The following is an 18,599-nucleotide window of genomic DNA, read 5'->3' as shown; positions in this document are numbered from 1 at the left end:
GAACGCGCCCCCGCTCAAGGCGAGCGCGTCGCGTCCCTTCTACCAGCTTCACGGGCGATCTTGACCACGCGATCGACAGAGCGGGCGAGTCCGAGCGCCGACGTGTCCACCACGAAGTCGGCTTGCTCATAGAGCGCGCGCCGCGCCTGGAAGAGCGCCCGGAGCTCCTTCATGGCGTCGGCCCGGTTGGCCATGGGGCGCGCGTCCCCCTGCTCGACGACGCGCAGCCAGTGGTCCTCGGGCTTCGCCCGCAGCCAGACCGTCACCGCGCAGCGCCGCAGCCGCTCGAAGGTCGCCGGATCGGTCACGAGGCCCCCGCCCGTGGCCATGATCCCGTGGGCGCGGGCGTCGGCGAGCCGCGCGAGCTCCTCGCGCTCCAGGCGGCGGTAGTAGGCGTTTCCGTGGATCTCGAACAGCGCCGCGAGGCTCATCCCCGCGCGCGCGGCCACGAGCCCGTCGAGCTCGAGGAAGGGCACCCCGAGCCGCGCCGCGGCGCGGCCGCCGATCGTGGTCTTGCCGGCCCCGCGCAGGCCGAGCAGCGCGACGAGGACCCCGCCCGCCCCCGCCTCGCCGGAGGCCGGGCCGCGCTGCGCCTCCTCGGGGGCGAGCTCGCCCTCCGCGAGCAGCGCGGCGGCCGAGGTGCCGAGCGCGCGGCCGATGTCCTCCAGCTTCACCACGGACACGTTCGCCCGCCCGCTCTCGAGCAGGACCAGGAAGCGCTCGCTCACCCCGGCGAGCTCAGCCAGCTCGCGCAGCGTGAGCGCGAGCTCCTGGCGCCGCTGCCGGAGCCGCCCGGCCAGGTGCGCGAGGATCGGCGACGCGCCGGCGTCGTCCGCGGCGGCCTCCGGGCCCTGCTTGGGTCGCTCCCGGGGCGATGTCTGGCGGGGTGGCATCTCGATACTGCACTATATTTCATGAGAACCTGTTCATCAAGAACTATACTGCTTGACTGAAGCCCGTCGCGATGGTGGGCTCGTCGGTATGGAAGCGACCACCTCTTCTCCTTCCGCGGCGTCGTCGCCGCAGACCCGAGCCCGGGAAGAGGGCTCATCCGGCGAGGGCTCGCCCGTCCGCTTCGAGGCGGAGCCGGGCCGGTACCGGCACTGGAAGCTCTCGTTCGAGGGGGCGATCGCGCGCGTCGCGATGGACGTCGACGAGGACGCGCCGATGCGGCCCGGCTACCAGCTGAAGCTGAACAGCTACGATCTCGCGGTCGACATCGAGCTCGCGGACGTCGTGCAGCGGCTGCGCTTCGAGCACCCCGAGGTGAAGGCGGTGGTCGTGACCAGCGCGCAGCCGCGGATCTTCTGCGTGGGCGCGAACATCTACATGCTCGGGTCGTCGTCGCACGCGTTCAAGGTCAACTTCTGCAAGTTCACGAACGAGACGCGGCTCGCGCTGGAGGAGGCGTGCTCCGAGAGCGGGCAGCATTACCTCGCGGCGCTGAACGGCGTCGCGTCGGGCGGCGGCTACGAGCTCGCCCTCGCGTGCGAGGAGATCTTCCTCTGCGACGACGGGAGCAGCGCCGTCTCGTTCCCGGAGACGCCGCTGCTCGCCGTGCTCCCGGGCACGGGGGGGCTCACGCGGCTCGTGGACAAGCGCAAGGTGCGGCGCGACCTCGCGGACGTGTTCTCGACGCTGGCCGAGGGGGTGCGCGGCAAGCGCGCGCAGGAGTGGGGGCTCGTCGATCGCGCGATCCCGAGGAGCCGCTTCGATCAGGCGGTGGCCCAGCGCGCCGCGGAGCTCGCGGCGGCGACGCCGGACCGGCCGGGGCCCGGGGTGACGCTCACGCCGCTCGATCCGCGGCGCGCCGACGACGGCGGCGTGTCGACCTGCGACTACCGCCACGTCTCGCTGAAGGTCGACCGCGCCGCGCGGACGGCGGAGATCCGCGTGCTCGGGCCGGACGGCGAGGGGCCGTCGGACGCCGCCGGGATGCGCCGGGCGGGCGCGGACCTGTGGGCGCTCCGCGCGTTCCGCGAGCTCGACGACGCGCTCCTCGACCTCCGCTTCAACCACCCCACGGTGGGCCTCGTCCTCCTCCGGACGGCCGGCGCGCCGGACGCGGTGCGGGCGGCGGACGAGGCGCTGTGGGCGGCCCGGGACGACTGGTTCGTCAAGGAGGTCCTGCTCCACATGCGGCGCGTGCTCAAGCGGCTCGACCTCACGGCCCGCAGCGTGTTCGCGCTGATCGAGCCGGGCTCGTGCTTCGCGGGGAGCCTGTTCGAGCTCGCCCTCGCGGCGGACCGGTCCTACATGCTGGACGGCGGAGACGACGACGCGTCGCGCGCGTCTCCCGCGACGGTCGCGCTGGGCCCGCTCAACTTCGGTCCGCTCGCGATGTCGAACGGCCTGACGCGGCTCGCGTCGCGCTTCCTGGGCGCGCCGGAGCGCGTGGCCGCGCTGAAGGAGCGGACGGGCCTCCTGTCCGCCGAGGAGGCGCTGGAGGAGGGCCTCTGCACCTTCGCGCCGGACGCGATGGACTGGGACGACGAGGTGCGGCTCGCGATCGAGGAGCGCGTGAGCCTGTCGCCCGACGCGCTCACCGGGATGGAGGCGAGCCTGCGCTTCTGCGGGCCGGAGACGATGGAGACGAAGATCTTCTCCCGGCTGTCGGCCTGGCAGAACTGGATCTTCCAGCGCCCGAACGCGGTGGGCCAGCGGGGCGCGCTGACCATGTACGGGCGCCCGGAGCGCCCCGAATTCGACTGGAGGCGGACGTGAGCGCAGTCATCAACTCGGAGCGGATCCCGAACAACGTCGACCTCGCGTCGGACAAGAAGCTCCAGCGCGCCCTCGAGGCGTGGCAGCCGAAGTTCCTCGACTGGTGGCGGGAGACGGGGCCCGAGGGCTTCCAGGCGGACGACATCTACCTGCGCACGGCGATCAGCGTCGACCACGAGGGGTGGGCGCACTTCGACTACGTGAAGATGCCCGAGTACCGCTGGGGCATCTTCCTCGCGGATCGGGTGCAAGGCCGGAAGATCGGCTTCGGCGATCACCTGGGCGAGCCGGCGTGGCAGGAGGTGCCCGGGGAGCTCCGGAACATGCTGCGCCGGCTGGTGGTGACGCAGGGGGACACGGAGCCGGCGAGCGTGGAGCAGCAGCGGCTGCTCGGCCAGACCTGTCCGAGCGTCTACGACCTGCGGAACCTGTTCCAGGTGAACGTCGAGGAGGGGCGGCACCTCTGGGCGATGGTGTACCTCCTGCACAGCCACTTCGGCCGCGACGGCCGGGAAGAGGCGGAGGCGCTCCTGGAGCGGCGGAGCGGCGACCCGGACAAGCCGCGGATCCTGGGCGCCTTCAACGAGCCGTGCACGAACTGGCTCTCGTTCTTCATGTTCACCTACTTCACGGACCGGGACGGCAAGTACCAGCTGCTCGCGCTCGCGGAGAGCGGCTTCGATCCGCTGTCGCGCACGACGCGGTTCATGTTGACCGAGGAGGCGCACCACATGTTCGTCGGCGAGACGGGCCTGCTCCGCGTCGTCCAGCGGACGTGCGAGCTGATGAAGCGCAACAAGAACGAGGACGCGCGCGCCGAGGGCGGCATCGATCTGCCGACGATGCAGAAGTACCTGAACCTCTGGTACTCGCTGTCGCTCGATCTGTTCGGCGGGGAGATCTCCTCGAACGCGGCGTCGTTCTTCGCGTCGAGCGTGAAGGGCCGCGCGAAGGAGGAGTCGTACGAGGATCACCGGGCGATCGAGGGCGTATACCCGATCGACGTCCCCGTCGCGGCGGCGGGCGGCGCGGTGGCCGGGTGGCGGCGCGAGGAGGTGCCGCTCCGCAACGCGATGAACGAGGTGCTGCGCGACGAGTACGTGAGCGACTCGCAGCGCGGGATCGACAAGATGAACCGGGTGATCGAGGAGGCGGGCGTGCCGTTCAGGCTGAGGCTGCCGAGCCGGCGGTTCCACCGGAGCTCGGGGATCTACGCGGGGCTCCACTTCGACGTCGAAGGCAACCCTTTCTCGAAGGAGGAGTGGGAGCGCCGGCGCGACGCGTGGCTGCCGACCGCGAGCGACGAGGCGTACGTGAAGAGCCTGATGGAGAAGCCGGTGTTCGATCCGAAGCAGATGGCGAACTGGATCGCCGCGCCGGCGAAGGGGCTCAAGGGCAAGCCCGTCGACTTCGAGTACGTGCGGCGCAGCGGCTAGGGCGAGCTGCCCGGCCCTCGAGGAGGGCCTACGATCTGCGCGGGAGCGGGGACGACGTCATCAGGGGGCCGCGCCCGCGTCGGTGGGCGGCGGCGCGCCCGCGTCGGCGGGCGGCGGCGGCGCCTTCTTCGGCGGATCGCCGTGCTCGGCGGCGAGCTTCTTCACGAGGGCGTCGAGGAGCACCTGCTCGTGGTACTGCGGCATCGCGGGGAGCTGCACGGCGACGTGCACGCCGGCGCCGCCGTTCACGACCTCGATCGCGCCCTGCGTCGCCCTGCCGCCGCTCTCCGGGCTCCTGTACTCGAAGAGCAGGTAGCCGCTCGCGACGTCCTTCTCGATGAGCTTGAAGCCGAGATCGACGCGCACGAGGCGCAGCGCCGTGCCGAAGGTCTGCTCGAATGTGTAGGGCGACGCGTAGGCCACGCTGGCGCTGGCGTGCCGCGCGCCGAGGCCGCCGGCCAGGGGCACGGCCAGCGCGACGAGGAGGACCGCGATCGACGGGAGGCGGCGCATGACCGCGGCGTAGAGGGGCCGGCGACGACGGGCCAAGTTTCTTGCCGGCGCGCGCGCGGGTATGCTGGCGTCGACCTCGATGGACCGACCCTACGTCGAGCAGCTCCGCATCCAGGGCTACGGCTGCGTCCAGGATACGACCCTGGAGCTCACGCCGCTGCACGCGCTCATCGGGCCGAACGACAGCGGCAAGAGCACCGTGCTGCGAGCGCTCCGGACCCTCTCCTCCGTGCTCGAGCGGGCGCTCGGGGCGCCGGCGCCGGACCCGCTCGGGCGCGGCGCCCCGGCGAGCAGGGCGCTCGGCGGCGCCGTGTTCGAGGTGTCGGCGGCGACCACGACGTGGCGCGTGGAGCTCGACGCCGCGGGGCGGGTCCGCTCGACGTCGTTCCCCAGGGACCTGGAGCCCCCCTCGTTGCTCGACGACGCGGACGAGGACGACGACGCGAGCGGCGGGCCGAGCCCCGAGCGCCCCGCCCCGGACATCGTCCAGGCCCTGCGCGGCACGCAGATGCTGCGCTTCGACCCGGACGCGCTGCGCGCCCCGCACCCGCTGATCCCCGACGGGCATCCGCTCTGCTTCGCCGACGAGCGCGGCACCGGCCTGCCGGCCCTCTACGACGCCGTCATCAGCCGCGACCTGTCGGCCTACATCGAGCTGAACGCGGAGCTCACCCGCCTCTTTCCCAGCGTGCGCAGCATCCACCTCGCCAACCCGAGCTCCACCACGAAGGCCATCGGGGTGAAGCTCGAGGGCGGCGCCGTCGTGCCCGCGGCGCTGATGAGCGAGGGCATGCTCTACTACCTCGCGTTCGCGGCGCTGCCGCACCTCGATCCGACGCCCTTGCTCCTCGTCGAGGAGCCCGAGCACGGGCTCCACCCCGCGCGCATCGCCGACGTGATGCGCGCGCTGCGGCTCGTCTCCGAGAAGACCCAGGTCCTCCTCGCGACGCACAGCCCGCTCGTCGTGAACGAGCTCCAGCCCGAGGAGGTCACGGTCATCACCCGCGCCGGCGAGCAGGGGATGAGGGCCACGCGCATCCTGCACACGCCGGGCTTCGAGGACCGGGCGCGGGTGTACGCGCTCGGGGAGCTCTGGCTCAGCTACGCCAACGGCGCGGACGAGGCGGCGCTCCTCGGCGGAGGCACGCGGCCGTGATGAAGCCGCTCGAGAGGACCCGGGTCTTCCTCGTCGGCGAGGGCGAGAACGAGCTCGGCAGCCGCGCCGGAGCCCCGGCCTACCAGTCGGACAAGCACCCCGGCGTGCTCTTCACGCTGCTCTCGCGCGTCCAGCCGAACGGGTGGGTCGTCGGCGGCGCCCGCGAGTGGAAGAGCATCCGGAAGTACCAGGCGCGCGGCGCGGCCCACGAGGACACGCATCACGTGCTCGGCGCGGCCCTCGACGCGAAGGAGGCCGGGTGCGACGTGCTCGCGTTCTCCCGCGACATCGACCGCGATCCGGCGCGTCGCGAGGCGATCGCGGAGGGCATCCGCCGCGTCTCGTCGAGCCTGTCGTCGCCGCCCGAGGTGATCGGCGGCGTGGCCGCGCCGGCGCTCGAGGGCTGGATCCTCGCGCTCCTCGGGGAGAAGGCGACCGAGGAGCTGTCGCCGCTCCGGGCGCAGGCGATGCTCGCGGCGAAAGGCATGATGCCGGGCGACGGCGCCGCCATGGTGCGCGTCGCGGAGGACGCCGACCTCGACGCGGTGCCCCCGGACGCCGCTTCGCTCGCGGAGTGGCTCGCGCGCGCCCGCGCGGTGCTGCCGCGGCGGACCGGCCGCGGCGCGCGATGAGGTGAGCTCCGCGCGGGCGAGCGCGCGACGCCGATCACCCGGGTCGTGGGTCGCGAGCTTGGCCGTGCCCCCGGCCTGATGGCCTCACCGGCGGCACTGCGGCGCCGCGGCGAGCGCGGCCCTCGCCGTCTCGCGCAGGCCGTGGGGCGTGTCCTTGTCGAGCAGCGGCTTGAGGCGCGCGGGCAGATCGGCCGGGTGCACCGCCCCGAGCGCCGCGAGGGCCGCCGAGCCGAGCCGCTGATCGCGCTCGCCGATCGGCGCCTTCGCCCGCAGCGCGAGCCGCGTCCACAGGTCGACCGAGCTCGCGTCGCACATCGCCCCGAGCGCGAGGATCGCGCGCGCGCGCACCTCGACGTCCTCCTCCTTGTCCTCCGCCCGGTCGCGCACGGCCTCGATGTGCGCGGTGGCCCGGTGCGCGCCGAGGCCGTCGAGCGCGTGCCGGCGCACCTCGGGCGACGGGTCGGCGAGCGCCCCGACGAGCGCCCGGTCGCCCGCCGGCGTCGCCGGCATCGCGCCGATCGCGAGCGCGGCGCCGCCGCGGACGAACGTCCACGGGTCGGAGGCGAGCCGCGCCGAGAGCGCCTCGGCCGCGCCGGCCGGCAGCTTCGCGCCGGCGGAGGCCGCGCGCGAGAGCGCCACGATCGCCGCCTCGCGCACGCGCACGTCCGCATCGGAGGCCGCCGCGAGCAGATCCGGCGCGAGGGCCGGCACCTCCGCCGCGACCTCGGCGGCGCGGAGGCGCACGTGCGGATCCGCGTCCTTCCGGAGCGACGCGCGGAGGTACGCCTCCGCCGGCGCCTCGCCGGCGCGGGCCAGCGCCGCGGCCGGCGCCTGGAGCAGGTAGCGCCGCTCGAAGGGCGCGGGCGCCGCCGAGGCGAGCGCCTGGAACGCCGCGCCGCCGCCCTTCACGCGCCCGAGCGCCGGCCCGAGCGCGCGCAGCAGATCGAGCTGCGCGCCCTCCGGGCGGGCGCGGAGCCGATCGATCTGCACCTCCTCCTCGACCACGGGCGCGGCCCGCTCGCTCCGCGCCGCCAGCGCGAGCGCAGCCCGGAGATCCCGCCGCGTCGCGCCGCGCGCCCCGGCGAGGGCGTCGAGCAGCGCCGGGATGGCCTCGGCCGGCGCCACGAGCGCGAGCTCGCGGGCCGCCGCCACCTTGGCCGTGGCGGCGCCCCCCTTCACGATCTCCGCGAGCGCCGGCGCGGCCGCGCGCCCGCAGCGGCGGATGCGATCGCGCGCGTGGTGGAGCTCCGGATCGGGCTCGGCCGCCGCCGCGCGCGGGGCGCGCCCCGGCGCGGCGGACGTAGACCGCGCGGCGGTCGCCGCGCCTGACGCGAGCCGCGCGGTGAAGAACGGGATCTGCACCGCGCACGGCGCCGTGTCGATCACGCCGCGAGCGAGCTGCTTGCCCGCCGCGTCGAGCTTGTCGTAACCGGCGATCGCCGCCTCGACGGCCTCCGGCCCGCTGCGCGCGAGCAGCGCCGCCGCCGCCCTGGATCGCTCGCCGCCGCCCGCGAGCGCGCCCACGAGCGCCCCCGAGCCCTGCCCGTCGAACGCGGTGCGCGCCGTGACCTCGGCGATCGTGACGCGCACCTCCGGCGCGGACGGCGCGCCGCGGTCCCCCGCGCCCCGCGGCGCGTACGCCTCGTCGAGGACGACGGCGAGGCACGAGGCCCTGATCTCCTCGGGGAGCTTCACCTCGTAGCCGGCGGGCTCCTTGAGCCACGCGTCCTCGGGCAGGCTCACCTGGAAGAGCCGATCGGGCGTCGCCACGAAGAGCGTGCGCGGCGCGGCGCCGCCGTCGACGCCGTCCTGCGGCTTGATGCGCAGGCCGAGGCCCGTGATCCCGACCTCGTCGGCCGACGAGAACGACACGAACTCGCCCCGGCCCGCGCCCGCCTTGCCCTCGGACCACGCGGTCTTCGGGTCGCCGTCGGCGATCTCCGCGAAGCGCTTGCCGACCGCGCTCGAGGCCGCGGTCGGGCGCAGCAGCCGGAAGGCGGGCGCCGCCGCGTCGGCCTCGCGGCGCTCCGCGACCAGCTTGCCCGCGGCGCGGCGCTCCTCCGCCGGGAGGTTCTGGAAGCTCGCCCCCTTGAGGAGCGTCATCGTCCGGGGATCGACCTCGCTCGCGCCGACCAGCGCCGGCCGCCCGCAGATCGTCACGTCCTCGCGCAGCTGCCCGACGAGCACGCGGCTGCGGCTGCCGAGCGGCTCCACGACCACCGCGTCGCTCCGCCCCTCGCCGTGCTCCCCGGTCGCGACGCCGGTCCAGCCGCTCCAGAGCACGATCGGCTCCGTCCCCTTCCCGGCGAGCGGCGCGGCGACCAGCATCGCCCAGCTGCCGCCCGCGGCGCCCGGCGCGCTCGCGGGAGCCGGCTTGCCCGCGGCCGGCGCCTCGATCTTCGCGAGGTGCTTGCCGTCGGCCAGCGTGATCGGCACGACGCGCGCGCCGCCGAGCAACGGCGCGACATCGGACGGCACGGTGAGGACCTTGCCGCCGTCGGGCGCGCACGCGGCCGCAGCGGGGCAGGCGCGGGCGGTGATGCCGCCGGGGTCGATGCGGACGGCGAGCGCTTGCTGGCCCGCCGCGGGCGGGAGCACCACGGGCGCGACCTGCGCGGCGGCGTTGCCGAGGAGGGTCGAGGAGGCTGCGATCACCCCGACGACGGCGCCGACGCGAGGCCGCCGGGAACGAAACGGCGAACGGCTCATGCGCGCCATCCTAGTCGCCTCGGGCGGCCGAGCTCTCGAGAGTTGAGCGCCTCGAGCCGGACGCCGCGGCGAACCTGACCGCGCTGCGGCGCGTCGTCCGGTCGGACCCGCCGCGCTCCGCCGCGGGCCCGCGCGCCCTCGCTACTTCGGCGTCTCGGAGGCGGGGATCCAGAAGCCGCCCTCGTCCGGCGGCGTCATCCCGAGCGCCTTCGGGAGCACGTTCGTCCAGCCCGCCACCGTCTCGAGCAGGTAGATCTCCGCGCCGGCCTCGATCTCGCCGACCGGCTTCTCCTTCTCGTCGCGCCGCGCGCGCACCGGGATCGACCGCGTCGCCTTCACGATCGGCGGCGCCTTGTCGAGCGCGAGCTGCGCGCCGGCCACCGCGGTCGTCGGCGGGATGTACTGGTCCATCATCTCGCCCTTCTTCAGCGCCTCGAGATCCTTGAGGCGCCCCCAGGCGTCGATCGTGAGATCCCCCCGCGACATCAGGTGGACGAACCCGTTCTTCGCCTCGGTGCTCCAGAAGAGCTGGGCCGTCCCCTCGAGCATCTTCAGCGTGAAGATGACGTCGCCGTTCGGGCGATCGAACAGCTCGATCGTCGACGTCTTCATCAGGTAGCCGCGGGCGCTGCCGGGGACCTCCATCTTCGCGGGGACGCTGCGCTGCAGCGAGAAGGCGTCGCACGAGGCCGAGGCCCGCGCCGTCTGCCCCTCGGACCCGGAGATCGAGAGCTCCGCGCGCAGCGAGTCGCCCGTGGCCGCGACGAGCTTCACCTTCTGCGCGCTCGAGATCCAGATGTGCCCCTGGATGACCGGGACGTCGCGCGTCGTGTAGACCGCGATGTCCGAGGGCGCGACGTAGCCGTCGATCCGCAGCGCCGGCCCGCTGTCCGACGTGCTCAGCCTCGCCCGGCCCGAAGGCGGGTCCGCCGGGATCGCGCTCAGCGTCATCGGGACCAGCGCGCCGGTGAAGTTCGCGACCGTCCGGCCGCCGCTCGGCGCGTCGTAGAGCTTGGCGCCCTTGCTCACCGGCGCCGTCCCCTTCAGCTTGCAGGCGGGCCCCGTCACCGCCGGCGCGGCCGCCCCCGCCGCCTGCACCGCCGCGCCCGTCGCCTGCGCGGCCGACACCGCCACCTGAGCGGGCTCTGCCCTCGCCTCGGAGACGGCCGGCGCGCCCGGGAGCCCGGCGCCGCAGAGCACCCCCCCAAGAGCCAGAAGACCAAGTCCCAGAACGTCGCTTCTCATCCACTTCCTCCGACGTACACGGGCAGCCCCGCTCGCGGCGATCCCGGGCGCGGTCCCCTCCTGTCGCGTCTGCCTGAGCCGCCAGCCTCCTGCGCGGCGGCGCACTGCTGGAACGCCCGGGAGCGCCGAGCCATCCCTGCCGTTGGTCGGATCATCCTAGCGGATCATTCAGGCCCCGCCCGAGAAAGGTCCGCCGCCGCAGCGCTTGCGCCATTTCGGGTGTATGGAGCAAGGCGCCCGACGCGGCTCGCGCCGGGCAGCCCGGCGGGGCGGTGCCCGCCTCCCCGGAAGCGACGCCATGCACGGATTCGACCTCGCCTTCGCCTCCCCCCGCAAGCTCCCCCGCGCCCGCGATCTGCGCGGCAATATCGCCGTGCTCGACATCGCCTTCGCCTCGGAGGCGGGGGGCAAGAGCTTCGAGACCGTCACGCTCCCCCTCATCCAGGAGCTCGGGCCGCGGCTCGCCGCCTGGGTCGACCACCACGACAGCGCCCACCACGCGCGCTTCGCGGGCGACCCCCGCTTCGTCCTGTCGACCAAGGCCGAGCACGGCGCCTGCCCCGAGATGATCACCCCCGAGGTCGTCGCCCGCGCCGGGCGCGTCGACACCCTCGTCTGCCACGTCGACTTCGACGGCCTCGCCAGCGGCGCCAAGTGGATGCGCGGCGGCGTCGAGCCCTACCCCGGCTGCGACGACGACGCCCGCGCCATCGACACCCGCATCGGCGTCCCGGGGCCGGTGGCCACCCGCATGGACCGCGCCCTCCGCGCCCGCCCCCGCGACCAGGCCCTCTTCGGCCTCATCGTCCGGCACCTCGCGTCCGGCCTCTCCGACCCGTCGCTCTGGGCCCCCATCGACGCGGCCGGCGCCGAGCTCGCCGTCATGGAAGCCGAGACCCGCCGGATCGCGCTCCGCTACGAGCGCGTCGAGCCGGGCCTGGTCCTCGTCGACGCCTCCCAGCGAGGCGGGCCCTACGACAAGACCCTGCTCCTCCTCATCGGGCAGGAGCGCGCGCCCATCTCCGTCGTCGTCGACAACGACAGCGTCACCTTCGCCGCCCGCTTCGACAGCGGGGTGAACTTCCTCGAGACCTTCAAGATCTCCGGAGGGATGCCGACCCGCATCTCCCTCCAGCGCTCCAAGCTCAAGGACGCGCTCGTGGCGCTCGGGGTCAAGCCCGCCGACGCGGGCCGGCTCGCCGCTGCCCCCTGACCTTCCCCGTCACCCCTCCCCTCCCCCTCCCCTGATTCCTCGGCCTCACCGACATCGTTGACGCTGTGGGCCCCGGCTGCTAGGGGGCATTGCAGATCTGCAATTTGCAATTCTGCAATGACCGCGTGACCTGAGGCATCACGCCTGCGCCGAGCACGAGGGGTATGGCCGCGAGAAACTTGTCTTCGACGTCGAGCAGCGGTGTCGACGAGCTCCTGTTCCGGAACGACGCTGTTTCGCTCTGTCTCCTGGTCAACCGACGGCACCGGACGCTCCGCATCATCGACTTCCGGGCGGGGCCGACGCCGTCGAAGCGGAACTTCGTCCTGTCGGCCGCCAAGCGCGAGGGGGTCGAGAAGATCTTCACCCTGGTCGAGCGCGACGAGGTGCCGACCTGGACCCGCCTCGGGTTCGTCCGGGAAGGCTCGATCCCCGGCTTCTACAAGCGCAGCGACGCATGGATCCTCGGGGCGGTCGTGTCCCAGATGTCCTCGCAGCTCCGCGAGGAGAGCGACGACGACGAGGGCGAGGACAGGGCGGGCTCGCCGGCGGTCCTGCTCGCGGAGCGCACCATCGCCCGCGCGAGGCGGCTGCTCCGGGAAGGCGAGGGGCGGCCGATGCCCGCGATCAAGATCGCGCCGGCGAGCGCCGCCGAGCTGCGGCGCGCGGTCGCGGCGGCGCAGCGGGCCGGGCGGGCGCTCACGGGCTTCGAGCCGTTCGGGCGCGACGCCGTGCGGACGGGCTACGCGCTGTCCGCGCGGGGCGGCTTCACCCTCCACGCGGCGTGGGAGATGCAGTCGTGCTTCGGGAACTCGTTCCTCGAGATCCTCACCTCGCCGCGCCACGAGTCGGAGCGGCTCGCCACGACGGCGGCCATCGGCGCCCTGTGCGAGCGCCTCGTCGAGGAGAAGGCCGTGAGCACGTTCACCTTCGCCCCCGCCGACGACCAGGAGCTGTGCGCCGCCCTGCTCGCGAACGGCTTCCGCCGCTCGGCCGTGCTGGCGCGCCACCTCGTCGTGGGCCGCGCCCGCAAGGACGCGATCCTCTGGGCGAAGAAGCTCGTCGCGCCCGAGGCGTGAGCGCCGCCCGCGGCCGCGCCGCGGCGGGGCTACGGCGCGAGCGTGACCTCGTAGTCCTCGATGACCGTGTTCGCCAGCATCTCGTCCGCCATCTTCTTCAGCCGCGCCTCGAGATCGGGCGCGCTGCCGAGCGAGGGGTCGAGCTCGATCTCGATGATCTTGCCCACGCGCACGCCCTTCACGCCCGGAAACCCGAGCGAGGTGAGGGCGCGCTTCACGGCGTCGCCCTGGGGATCGAGGACCTCTTTCTTCAGTCGGACGGTGACGACGGCTTTCACTGGCTTTGCTCCAAGCGCTCTCTTCGCGACGCTAGCACGGGCACGGGCGAGGCCGCGCCCACCTACACTCCCAGGTTGCGCGGGATGCGCACGGCCGGGTCCTCGAGGTCGGGGACGAACGCCGCGCCGGTGATCCGCTCGAACGCCTCGATGTAGCGGCGGGACGCCTCGATCCGGACCTCGTCGGGGATCGGCGGGATCGGCCCGTCGCCCTGGAAGCCGCGCGCGGCGAGCCAGCGGCGCACGTACTCCTTGTCGAACGACTCCGGGTCCTGGCCGGCCGCGAAGCGCTCGTCGTAGGACGAGGCGAACCAGAAGCGCGACGAGTCGGGGGTGTGGATCTCGTCGATGACGACGATGTTCCCGCTCCGGTCCTTGCCGAACTCGTACTTCGTGTCGACGAGGATCAGCCCCTGGTCCGCGCAGAAGCGGGCGCCGTGCTCGAAGAGCGCGAGCGCCATCTCGGCGGCGGCGTCGAAGTCGCGCGGCGCGATCGTCCCGAGGGCGAGGATCTCCTCGCGCGAGGCGGAGAGGTCGTGCCCGCCCTTCGGCGCCTTGGTGCTCGGCGTCAGGATGGGCCGCGGCAGACGCTCGTTCTTGCGGAGGCCGTCGGGGAGCCGGTGGCCGCAGAAGACGCGCTCGCCGCGCGCGTAGTGCGTCCAGATGCTGGTCGAGGTCACGCCCGTCACGTAGGCGCGCACCACCATCTCGACCGGCAGCGGCGTGCACTCGATCGCCTCGAGGACGTTCGGGTCGGGCTGGGAGATCATGTGGTTCGGCGCGACGTCCCGCGTGCGCTCGAACCAGAACGAGGAGAGCCGGTTCAGCACCTGCCCCTTCAGCGGCAGCGTGCCGAGCACGCGGTCGAAGGCGCTGATGCGGTCGGTGACGACGAGCAGGCGCCGGCCGTCCGGCGTCGTGTAGCAGTCCCGCACCTTGCCCTCGTAGCGGGCGAAGGGGCCCTCGAGCGAGGTGCGCTCGAGCACCCGGCCGAGCGCGGTGCGCAGATCGTCCTCGGTGACCATGGGGCGCGGCTTACCCGGCCTCGGGAGCCGAGTCGACAGGTTTCCGAAGACCCCGGCCGAGTTCCTCCCCCCGCGCCCCGCCCGGGACCCCCGTTGGTCTCCGGCCGGGGGGGTGGTAAAGGGGCCGCCCATGGCAAACCGAAAGAAGATCGCCCTCATCGGCGCCGGGAACATCGGCGGGGAGCTCGCGGCCCTCATCGCGCGCAAGGAGCTCGGGGACGTCGTGCTCTTCGACATCCCCCAGAAGACCGACTTCGCGAAAGGCAAGGCGCTCGACCTCGAGCAGAACGGCGCCGTGCTCGGCTACGACGCGTCCATCAAGGGGACCTCGGACTGGGCCGACTGCGCCGGCGCCGACGTCCTCATCATCACGGCCGGCATCCCGCGCAAGCCGGGCCAGAGCCGCGACGACCTCGTCGCGACGAACCTGCCGATCATCCGCAGCGTGGCGGACGGCGCGAAGCAGCACTGCCCGAACGCGCTGGTGATCGTCATCTCGAACCCGATCGACGCGATGGTCTACGAGTTCAAGCGCCGCACGGGCTTCCCGCGCGAGCGCGTGCTCGGCATGGCGGGCGTGCTCGACAGCGCGCGCTTCCAGCTGTTCCTGGCGCGCGAGGCGAACGTGTCGGTGAAGGACGTGCGCTCGATGGTCCTCGGCGGCCACGGCGACGACATGGTGCCCATCCCGTCGGCGTGCACGATCAACGGCGTGCGCGCGACCGAGCTCATCAGCAAGGAGAAGCTCGACGCGCTCATCGCGAGGACCCGCAAGGGCGGCGGCGAGATCGTGCAGCTCATGGGGACGAGCGCCTACTACGCGCCCGCGTCGAGCGCCGTCGTGATGGCCGAGAGCTACCTGCTCGACCAGAAGCGGCTGCTCCCGGCCGCGGCGTACCTCGACGGCGAGTACGGCTACAAGGACATCTACATGGGCGTCCCGGTCGTCATCGGCGGCAAGGGCATCGAGAAGATCGTCGAGCTGCCGCTGACCGCGGAAGAGAAAGAGATGCTCGCGAAGAGCGCGAAGAGCGTTCAGGGCATCACCGACGTGGTGAAGGCCGCGAGCTGACGCCGGGTCCACGGGCGATCACGGGCTCACGAACGAGGAGAGACCGCGGAGAGCGCAGACGATACGAAGGACATCGATGAGAGAAAAGCTCTCATCTGTTCCCTCTGTGTCCTCTGCGCCTCCGTGGCTCCTCTCTTGTCCTCGCTCCGCAGATCTTCTCCTCACCTCCGAGATCTCCGCAGCTCACTCCGCGGCGGGAGCCATCGACAGCGCCGCGCGCCCGCGCGGGATGTCGCCGGCGACGAGGTCGGGCGCCGGGAGCTCCGGCGCCGCGCCGCAGCCGCGCTCGGCGATGTCGCTGATGCGCTGGCAGATCAGGTTCATCATCTGCCAGCCCTCGATCAGCGCGCCCCGGAGCGGGGCGATGTCCAGGCCGGGGAGGCTCTTCAGGAGCTCGTACCCGAGCCTGAAGTGCTCCGCGTCCACCTCGGCGTGCGTGGCGAAATAGTCCGAGTCGGGGAAGATCTGCTGGGCCGCGCTGAGGAGGATGTCGGCGCAGCGCTCGATGACGAAGTGGATGAGGACGGTCCTCTCCTCGGTGGACGCCGAGCCCATCCGCTCGATGAACCAGGACGACGCCGCGGCGATGCCCCGGTCCCAGGACGGCGAGGACGACGGGCCGTGCATCCGGGCGAGCCGCTGGTTGTGACCGACCTCCTCGGCCAGATGACGCTCGGCGATCTTGATCGCGGCGGGGTGCGACTCGAACACGACCCGGGCACACAGGACCTTCTGGAAGGCGTTCGACCAGATCTGGAGCGCGCCGAGCATCCGACGCTTCACGTCGTCGCCGAGCGCGCGCTCGGATCCGATGAGCTGCATGAGGGGGCTGCCGGCGAACTCCCGCGCGTGGGCCTCGTTCTCCTCGACGAGGCGATCCAGAGGAGACTCCGATCGATCCGAGGGAGCGCCGCCCGGGGCGACCGTCGCGCACAGGCACGGCGTGTCCCAGCGGGCGTCCTCTCCCTCGAAGTGGATGGATATCGCGGAGAGCCCGTCCGGCGCCCCGCCCGTGAGCCCCTGAAGCCCGTCGGGAGGCACCAGCACGACGTCCCCCGCCTGGACCCTCGGGATCGAGCCTCCGATGACCTCGCCCGAACCGTCGGTGATGACGAGCATGCCTTTTTCGGGGAGCTGACGAGGCCTGGTCGGCTGACCCGGAGCGAGGCGCACCCATCTCAGGGAGAGGCGGCACGCCTCGGGCAGGAAAGCCGAGAGCTCCTCGTGTTTCCGAATGTCCCTGAACAGCCCGAGCAGGGTACGCTCATCCGCCTTGAGAGACTCGATCGCGGGGATGCTGGCTGTGTTGACTACGCGCATCGACACTGTCCTCCGGATGAATTCGTGATGCGATGACTCTGCACGGCTTGATCGCTCGTGTCCAGACGGCACACAGCCACGAATCGAATCATAGAGACATAGAGAAGAGAGAGAGCCTGTAGTTCGATTCAACCCGGCTCTTTCTCCTGCTCGCACGCTCGCGCGCGGTGGCCTGCCCGCGAAGGTGCTTTTATGCGGCGCGTCGCCGAGCTCCTCTCGGCGGGGCCTCGCGCGCGCGCCGGGAGCGAGCGGGCGCTGCACGGCGCCCGGCGCCGCGCGGGATCGGGCAGAATGCCGGGCATGAGCCAGCCGCAGCTCGCACCCACCATCCGCCGCGCCGCCGAGGCAGACCTGCCCGCGGTCGTCCAGCTCTTCTCGATCCCGGACGAGGGCATCCTGAAGACGGATCACCCCGGTCCACCGCTCGATCCGCGCTACCGCGAGGCGCTCGCGGCCATCGCGGAGGATCCGAACAACGCGCTGCTCGTCGCCGAGCTCGAAGGGCGCGTCGTCGGCGCATTCCAGCTGACCATCATCCAGCACGTGGCGTACCTCGGGGGGCGGGTGGCGCAGGTCGAGAACGTGATCGTGGATCCGAGCCTGCGCAGCCGCGGGATCGGCGAGGCGATGATGCGATGGGCCATCGACGAGGCGCGGCGGCGAGGGTGCTTCCGCGTGCAGCTCACGTCGACCAAGGTGCGGCGGCGGGCGCACCGGTTCTACGAGCGGCTCGGCTTCGTGGCGAGCCACGAGGGGATGAAGCTGAAGCTCACGTGAGCTCGTCGGTCGAGCCGTCGGCGCGAGCAGATAGGCAGCCGCACGGCGCGCTGTGTACCCTCAGCGCAGGAGGTTCGAGCGTGGCCACGACGAAGACGACGAAGAAGATCGCCAGCGCGACGAAGCGCACGAAGGCCGCCGGCGCCGCGAAGACCACGAAGGCCGCCGGCGCCGCGAAGACCACGAAGGCCGCCGGCGCCGCGAAGACCACGAAGACCGCCGGCGCCGCGAAGGCGAAGGCCGCGGGTGCGACCAAGGCCGCCTCCGCCGCAGGGGGCACGAAAAGCGCGGGCGGCGACGGCGGCAACGGCGCCTTCGAGGCGCTGCGGAGCATCCTCCAGCGGTACGCGCGCGATCTCGTGGTCGTGCACGACACGCCCGACAACTACTACCTCGACACGCGCACGACGGCGCCGAACGGAAAGCCGCTCTTCTTCGGCGCGGCGCGGGCAGGACGGGCCTACACGAGCTTCTACCTCATGCCGGTCTACACGAACCCCGAGCTGCTCGGCGGGATCAGCCCGGAGCTCAAGAAGCGCATGCAGGGCAAGTCGTGCTTCAACTTCAAAACGAGAGAGCCCGCGCTCCTCGACGAGCTCGAGGCGCTCACCGGGCGCTGCTTCGAGCAGTGGAAATCCGCAGGCCACATCGGCTGATCGGGCGCAGGCGCGCCGCCCCGAGGAGACCCCCAGCAGAAGAGCGCGGACGCCGCGGCAAAGGTGCGCCGGCTCAGCGGCCCGTCGACGCGCGCCCGCTCACCGCCCGCCCACGAGGAGAGGCTCCCCCTCGGCCCCGAGCAGCGACAAAGGGAACACCTGCGCCCCGGCCAGCACGTCGGCGCAGTACGACTCCGCGTCGGGGCCGCGCAGCGGCAAGGCCCGGAGCTCCTTCAGCGTGACCCACCGCGCCTCGAGCGAGTGCTCGTCCGGCTGGCTCTTCGGCGGCGTGCCGTCCGCAGGGCGCGCGAGGAAGATCACCCGGAAGCGCGACTCGTAGCGGCTCGGGCTGTGCTCGATGCGCAGGATGCCCTCCAGCTCCACCGGGACGCCCGTCTCCTCCAGCGCCTCGCGCCGCGCCGCCTCGGCGAACGTCTCCCCGGGCTCGACGCGGCCCGCCGGCAGATACCAGAGCTGGCCGTGCTTGCGCTCGTGCACCAGCAGGAAGCGCTGCCGGAGCCTCACCAGCACCACGGCGAAGCACCAGGTCGGAATGGGCGTGCGGGACATGATCGCTCCGGCCGACAGCTTATCCGGAAGGGCCGCTCGAATTAAGATGGACGCGCCGCGGCGCAGGACGGCGCGGAGACGGGCCGCTGCCCCGCGGAGGCGCTCGCCCTCGACGAGGGTCCTGCGCGAGGCGAGGTTCCAGGCGCCGCCGTCGCGCTCGAGACGGCGGCCGTGAAATCGAGGCACGGGCGGGC

At 73.0% G+C, this 18,599-nt stretch carries 17 protein-coding genes; 9 read left to right on the top strand and 8 right to left on the bottom strand.

All coding sequences use genetic code 11. The features are described 5' to 3' along the window. Nucleotides 1-14: 14 nt before the first annotated feature. Nucleotides 15-893, bottom strand: a complete 879-nt coding sequence (locus WME83_RS07920) for a helix-turn-helix transcriptional regulator (protein WP_437318647.1) — start codon at nt 891-893, stop codon at nt 15-17. A gap of 88 nt (nt 894-981) precedes the next feature. Here WME83_RS07920 and boxC point away from each other — a divergent pair, with 88 nt between their 5' ends. Then, nucleotides 982-2,724: a 2,3-epoxybenzoyl-CoA dihydrolase gene (boxC, locus tag WME83_RS07915; RefSeq protein ID WP_437318646.1), complete on the top strand. Its 1,743-nt coding sequence runs from the start codon at nt 982-984 to the stop codon at nt 2,722-2,724. Further along, on the top strand, nt 2,721-4,160 hold the full coding sequence (boxB, locus tag WME83_RS07910) for a benzoyl-CoA 2,3-epoxidase subunit BoxB (protein ID WP_437318645.1): 1,440 nt from the start codon (nt 2,721-2,723) through the stop codon (nt 4,158-4,160). Before boxC ends, boxB begins: the two co-directional genes overlap by 4 nt. A 60-nt stretch (nt 4,161-4,220) precedes the next feature. Here boxB and WME83_RS07905 read toward each other — a convergent pair whose 3' ends face one another. Beyond that, nucleotides 4,221-4,673, bottom strand: a complete 453-nt coding sequence (locus WME83_RS07905) for a hypothetical protein (protein ID WP_437318644.1) — start codon at nt 4,671-4,673, stop codon at nt 4,221-4,223. 79 nt (nt 4,674-4,752) lie between these two features. Between WME83_RS07905 and WME83_RS07900 the strand changes: the two genes are divergently transcribed. Continuing rightward, the gene (locus WME83_RS07900) at nt 4,753-5,829 is read left to right on the top strand and encodes an AAA family ATPase (protein WP_437318643.1); all 1,077 of its coding nucleotides are present in this window, start codon (nt 4,753-4,755) and stop codon (nt 5,827-5,829) included. Next, on the top strand, nt 5,829-6,461 hold the full coding sequence (locus tag WME83_RS07895; protein ID WP_437321973.1) for a hypothetical protein: 633 nt from the start codon (nt 5,829-5,831) through the stop codon (nt 6,459-6,461). The genes WME83_RS07900 and WME83_RS07895 overlap by 1 nt, the downstream gene beginning before the upstream one ends. 84 nt (nt 6,462-6,545) lie before the next feature. Here WME83_RS07895 and WME83_RS07890 read toward each other — a convergent pair whose 3' ends face one another. Further along, nucleotides 6,546-9,170: a HEAT repeat domain-containing protein gene (locus WME83_RS07890; RefSeq protein ID WP_437318642.1), complete on the bottom strand. Its 2,625-nt coding sequence runs from the start codon at nt 9,168-9,170 to the stop codon at nt 6,546-6,548. A gap of 141 nt (nt 9,171-9,311) precedes the next feature. Continuing rightward, nucleotides 9,312-10,415: a hypothetical protein gene (locus WME83_RS07885; RefSeq protein ID WP_437318641.1), complete on the bottom strand. Its 1,104-nt coding sequence runs from the start codon at nt 10,413-10,415 to the stop codon at nt 9,312-9,314. A 298-nt stretch (nt 10,416-10,713) separates the two neighbouring features. On the opposite strand from WME83_RS07885, the gene WME83_RS07880 reads away from it, so the two are divergent. After that, on the top strand, nt 10,714-11,628 hold the full coding sequence (locus WME83_RS07880) for a hypothetical protein (RefSeq protein ID WP_437318640.1): 915 nt from the start codon (nt 10,714-10,716) through the stop codon (nt 11,626-11,628). 164 nt (nt 11,629-11,792) lie between these two features. Then, the gene (locus tag WME83_RS07875) at nt 11,793-12,707 is read left to right on the top strand and encodes a hypothetical protein (RefSeq protein WP_437318639.1); all 915 of its coding nucleotides are present in this window, start codon (nt 11,793-11,795) and stop codon (nt 12,705-12,707) included. A gap of 29 nt (nt 12,708-12,736) precedes the next feature. Here the strand turns inward: WME83_RS07875 and purS are convergent, their stop codons facing one another. Continuing rightward, nucleotides 12,737-12,985: a phosphoribosylformylglycinamidine synthase subunit PurS gene (gene purS / locus WME83_RS07870; protein WP_020733510.1), complete on the bottom strand. Its 249-nt coding sequence runs from the start codon at nt 12,983-12,985 to the stop codon at nt 12,737-12,739. 62 nt (nt 12,986-13,047) lie between these two features. Next, nucleotides 13,048-14,010 (bottom strand): phosphoribosylaminoimidazolesuccinocarboxamide synthase, encoded by a 963-nt coding sequence (locus WME83_RS07865; RefSeq protein WP_437318638.1) that lies wholly within the window; start codon nt 14,008-14,010, stop codon nt 13,048-13,050. A 130-nt stretch (nt 14,011-14,140) separates the two neighbouring features. Here WME83_RS07865 and mdh point away from each other — a divergent pair, with 130 nt between their 5' ends. Continuing rightward, nucleotides 14,141-15,082 (top strand): malate dehydrogenase, encoded by a 942-nt coding sequence (mdh, locus tag WME83_RS07860; RefSeq protein WP_020733508.1) that lies wholly within the window; start codon nt 14,141-14,143, stop codon nt 15,080-15,082. A 183-nt stretch (nt 15,083-15,265) separates the two neighbouring features. Here the strand turns inward: mdh and WME83_RS07855 are convergent, their stop codons facing one another. Continuing rightward, the gene (locus WME83_RS07855) at nt 15,266-16,201 is read right to left on the bottom strand and encodes a hypothetical protein (RefSeq protein WP_437318637.1); all 936 of its coding nucleotides are present in this window, start codon (nt 16,199-16,201) and stop codon (nt 15,266-15,268) included. A gap of 501 nt (nt 16,202-16,702) precedes the next feature. On the opposite strand from WME83_RS07855, the gene WME83_RS07850 reads away from it, so the two are divergent. Both WME83_RS07850 and WME83_RS07845 read left to right on the top strand, forming a co-directional pair. Next, a complete protein-coding gene (locus tag WME83_RS07850; protein WP_437318636.1) occupies nt 16,703-17,179 on the top strand; it encodes a GNAT family N-acetyltransferase in 477 nt (158 codons plus the stop codon). An 80-nt stretch (nt 17,180-17,259) separates the two neighbouring features. Further along, nucleotides 17,260-17,835, top strand: coding sequence for a hypothetical protein (locus tag WME83_RS07845; protein WP_437318635.1), 576 nt, complete (start codon nt 17,260-17,262; stop codon nt 17,833-17,835). A gap of 99 nt (nt 17,836-17,934) precedes the next feature. On the opposite strand, the gene WME83_RS07840 is transcribed toward WME83_RS07845, so the two are convergent. Then, on the bottom strand, nt 17,935-18,405 hold the full coding sequence (locus WME83_RS07840; protein WP_437318634.1) for an NUDIX hydrolase: 471 nt from the start codon (nt 18,403-18,405) through the stop codon (nt 17,935-17,937). Nucleotides 18,406-18,599: the final 194 nt, after the last annotated feature.

The organism is Sorangium sp. So ce385 (genome assembly GCF_051474135.1).
GTDB classification, from domain to species: domain Bacteria; phylum Myxococcota_A; class Polyangia; order Polyangiales; family Polyangiaceae; genus Sorangium; species Sorangium cellulosum_D.
This window is presented reverse-complemented; position numbering and strand designations above follow the sequence as displayed.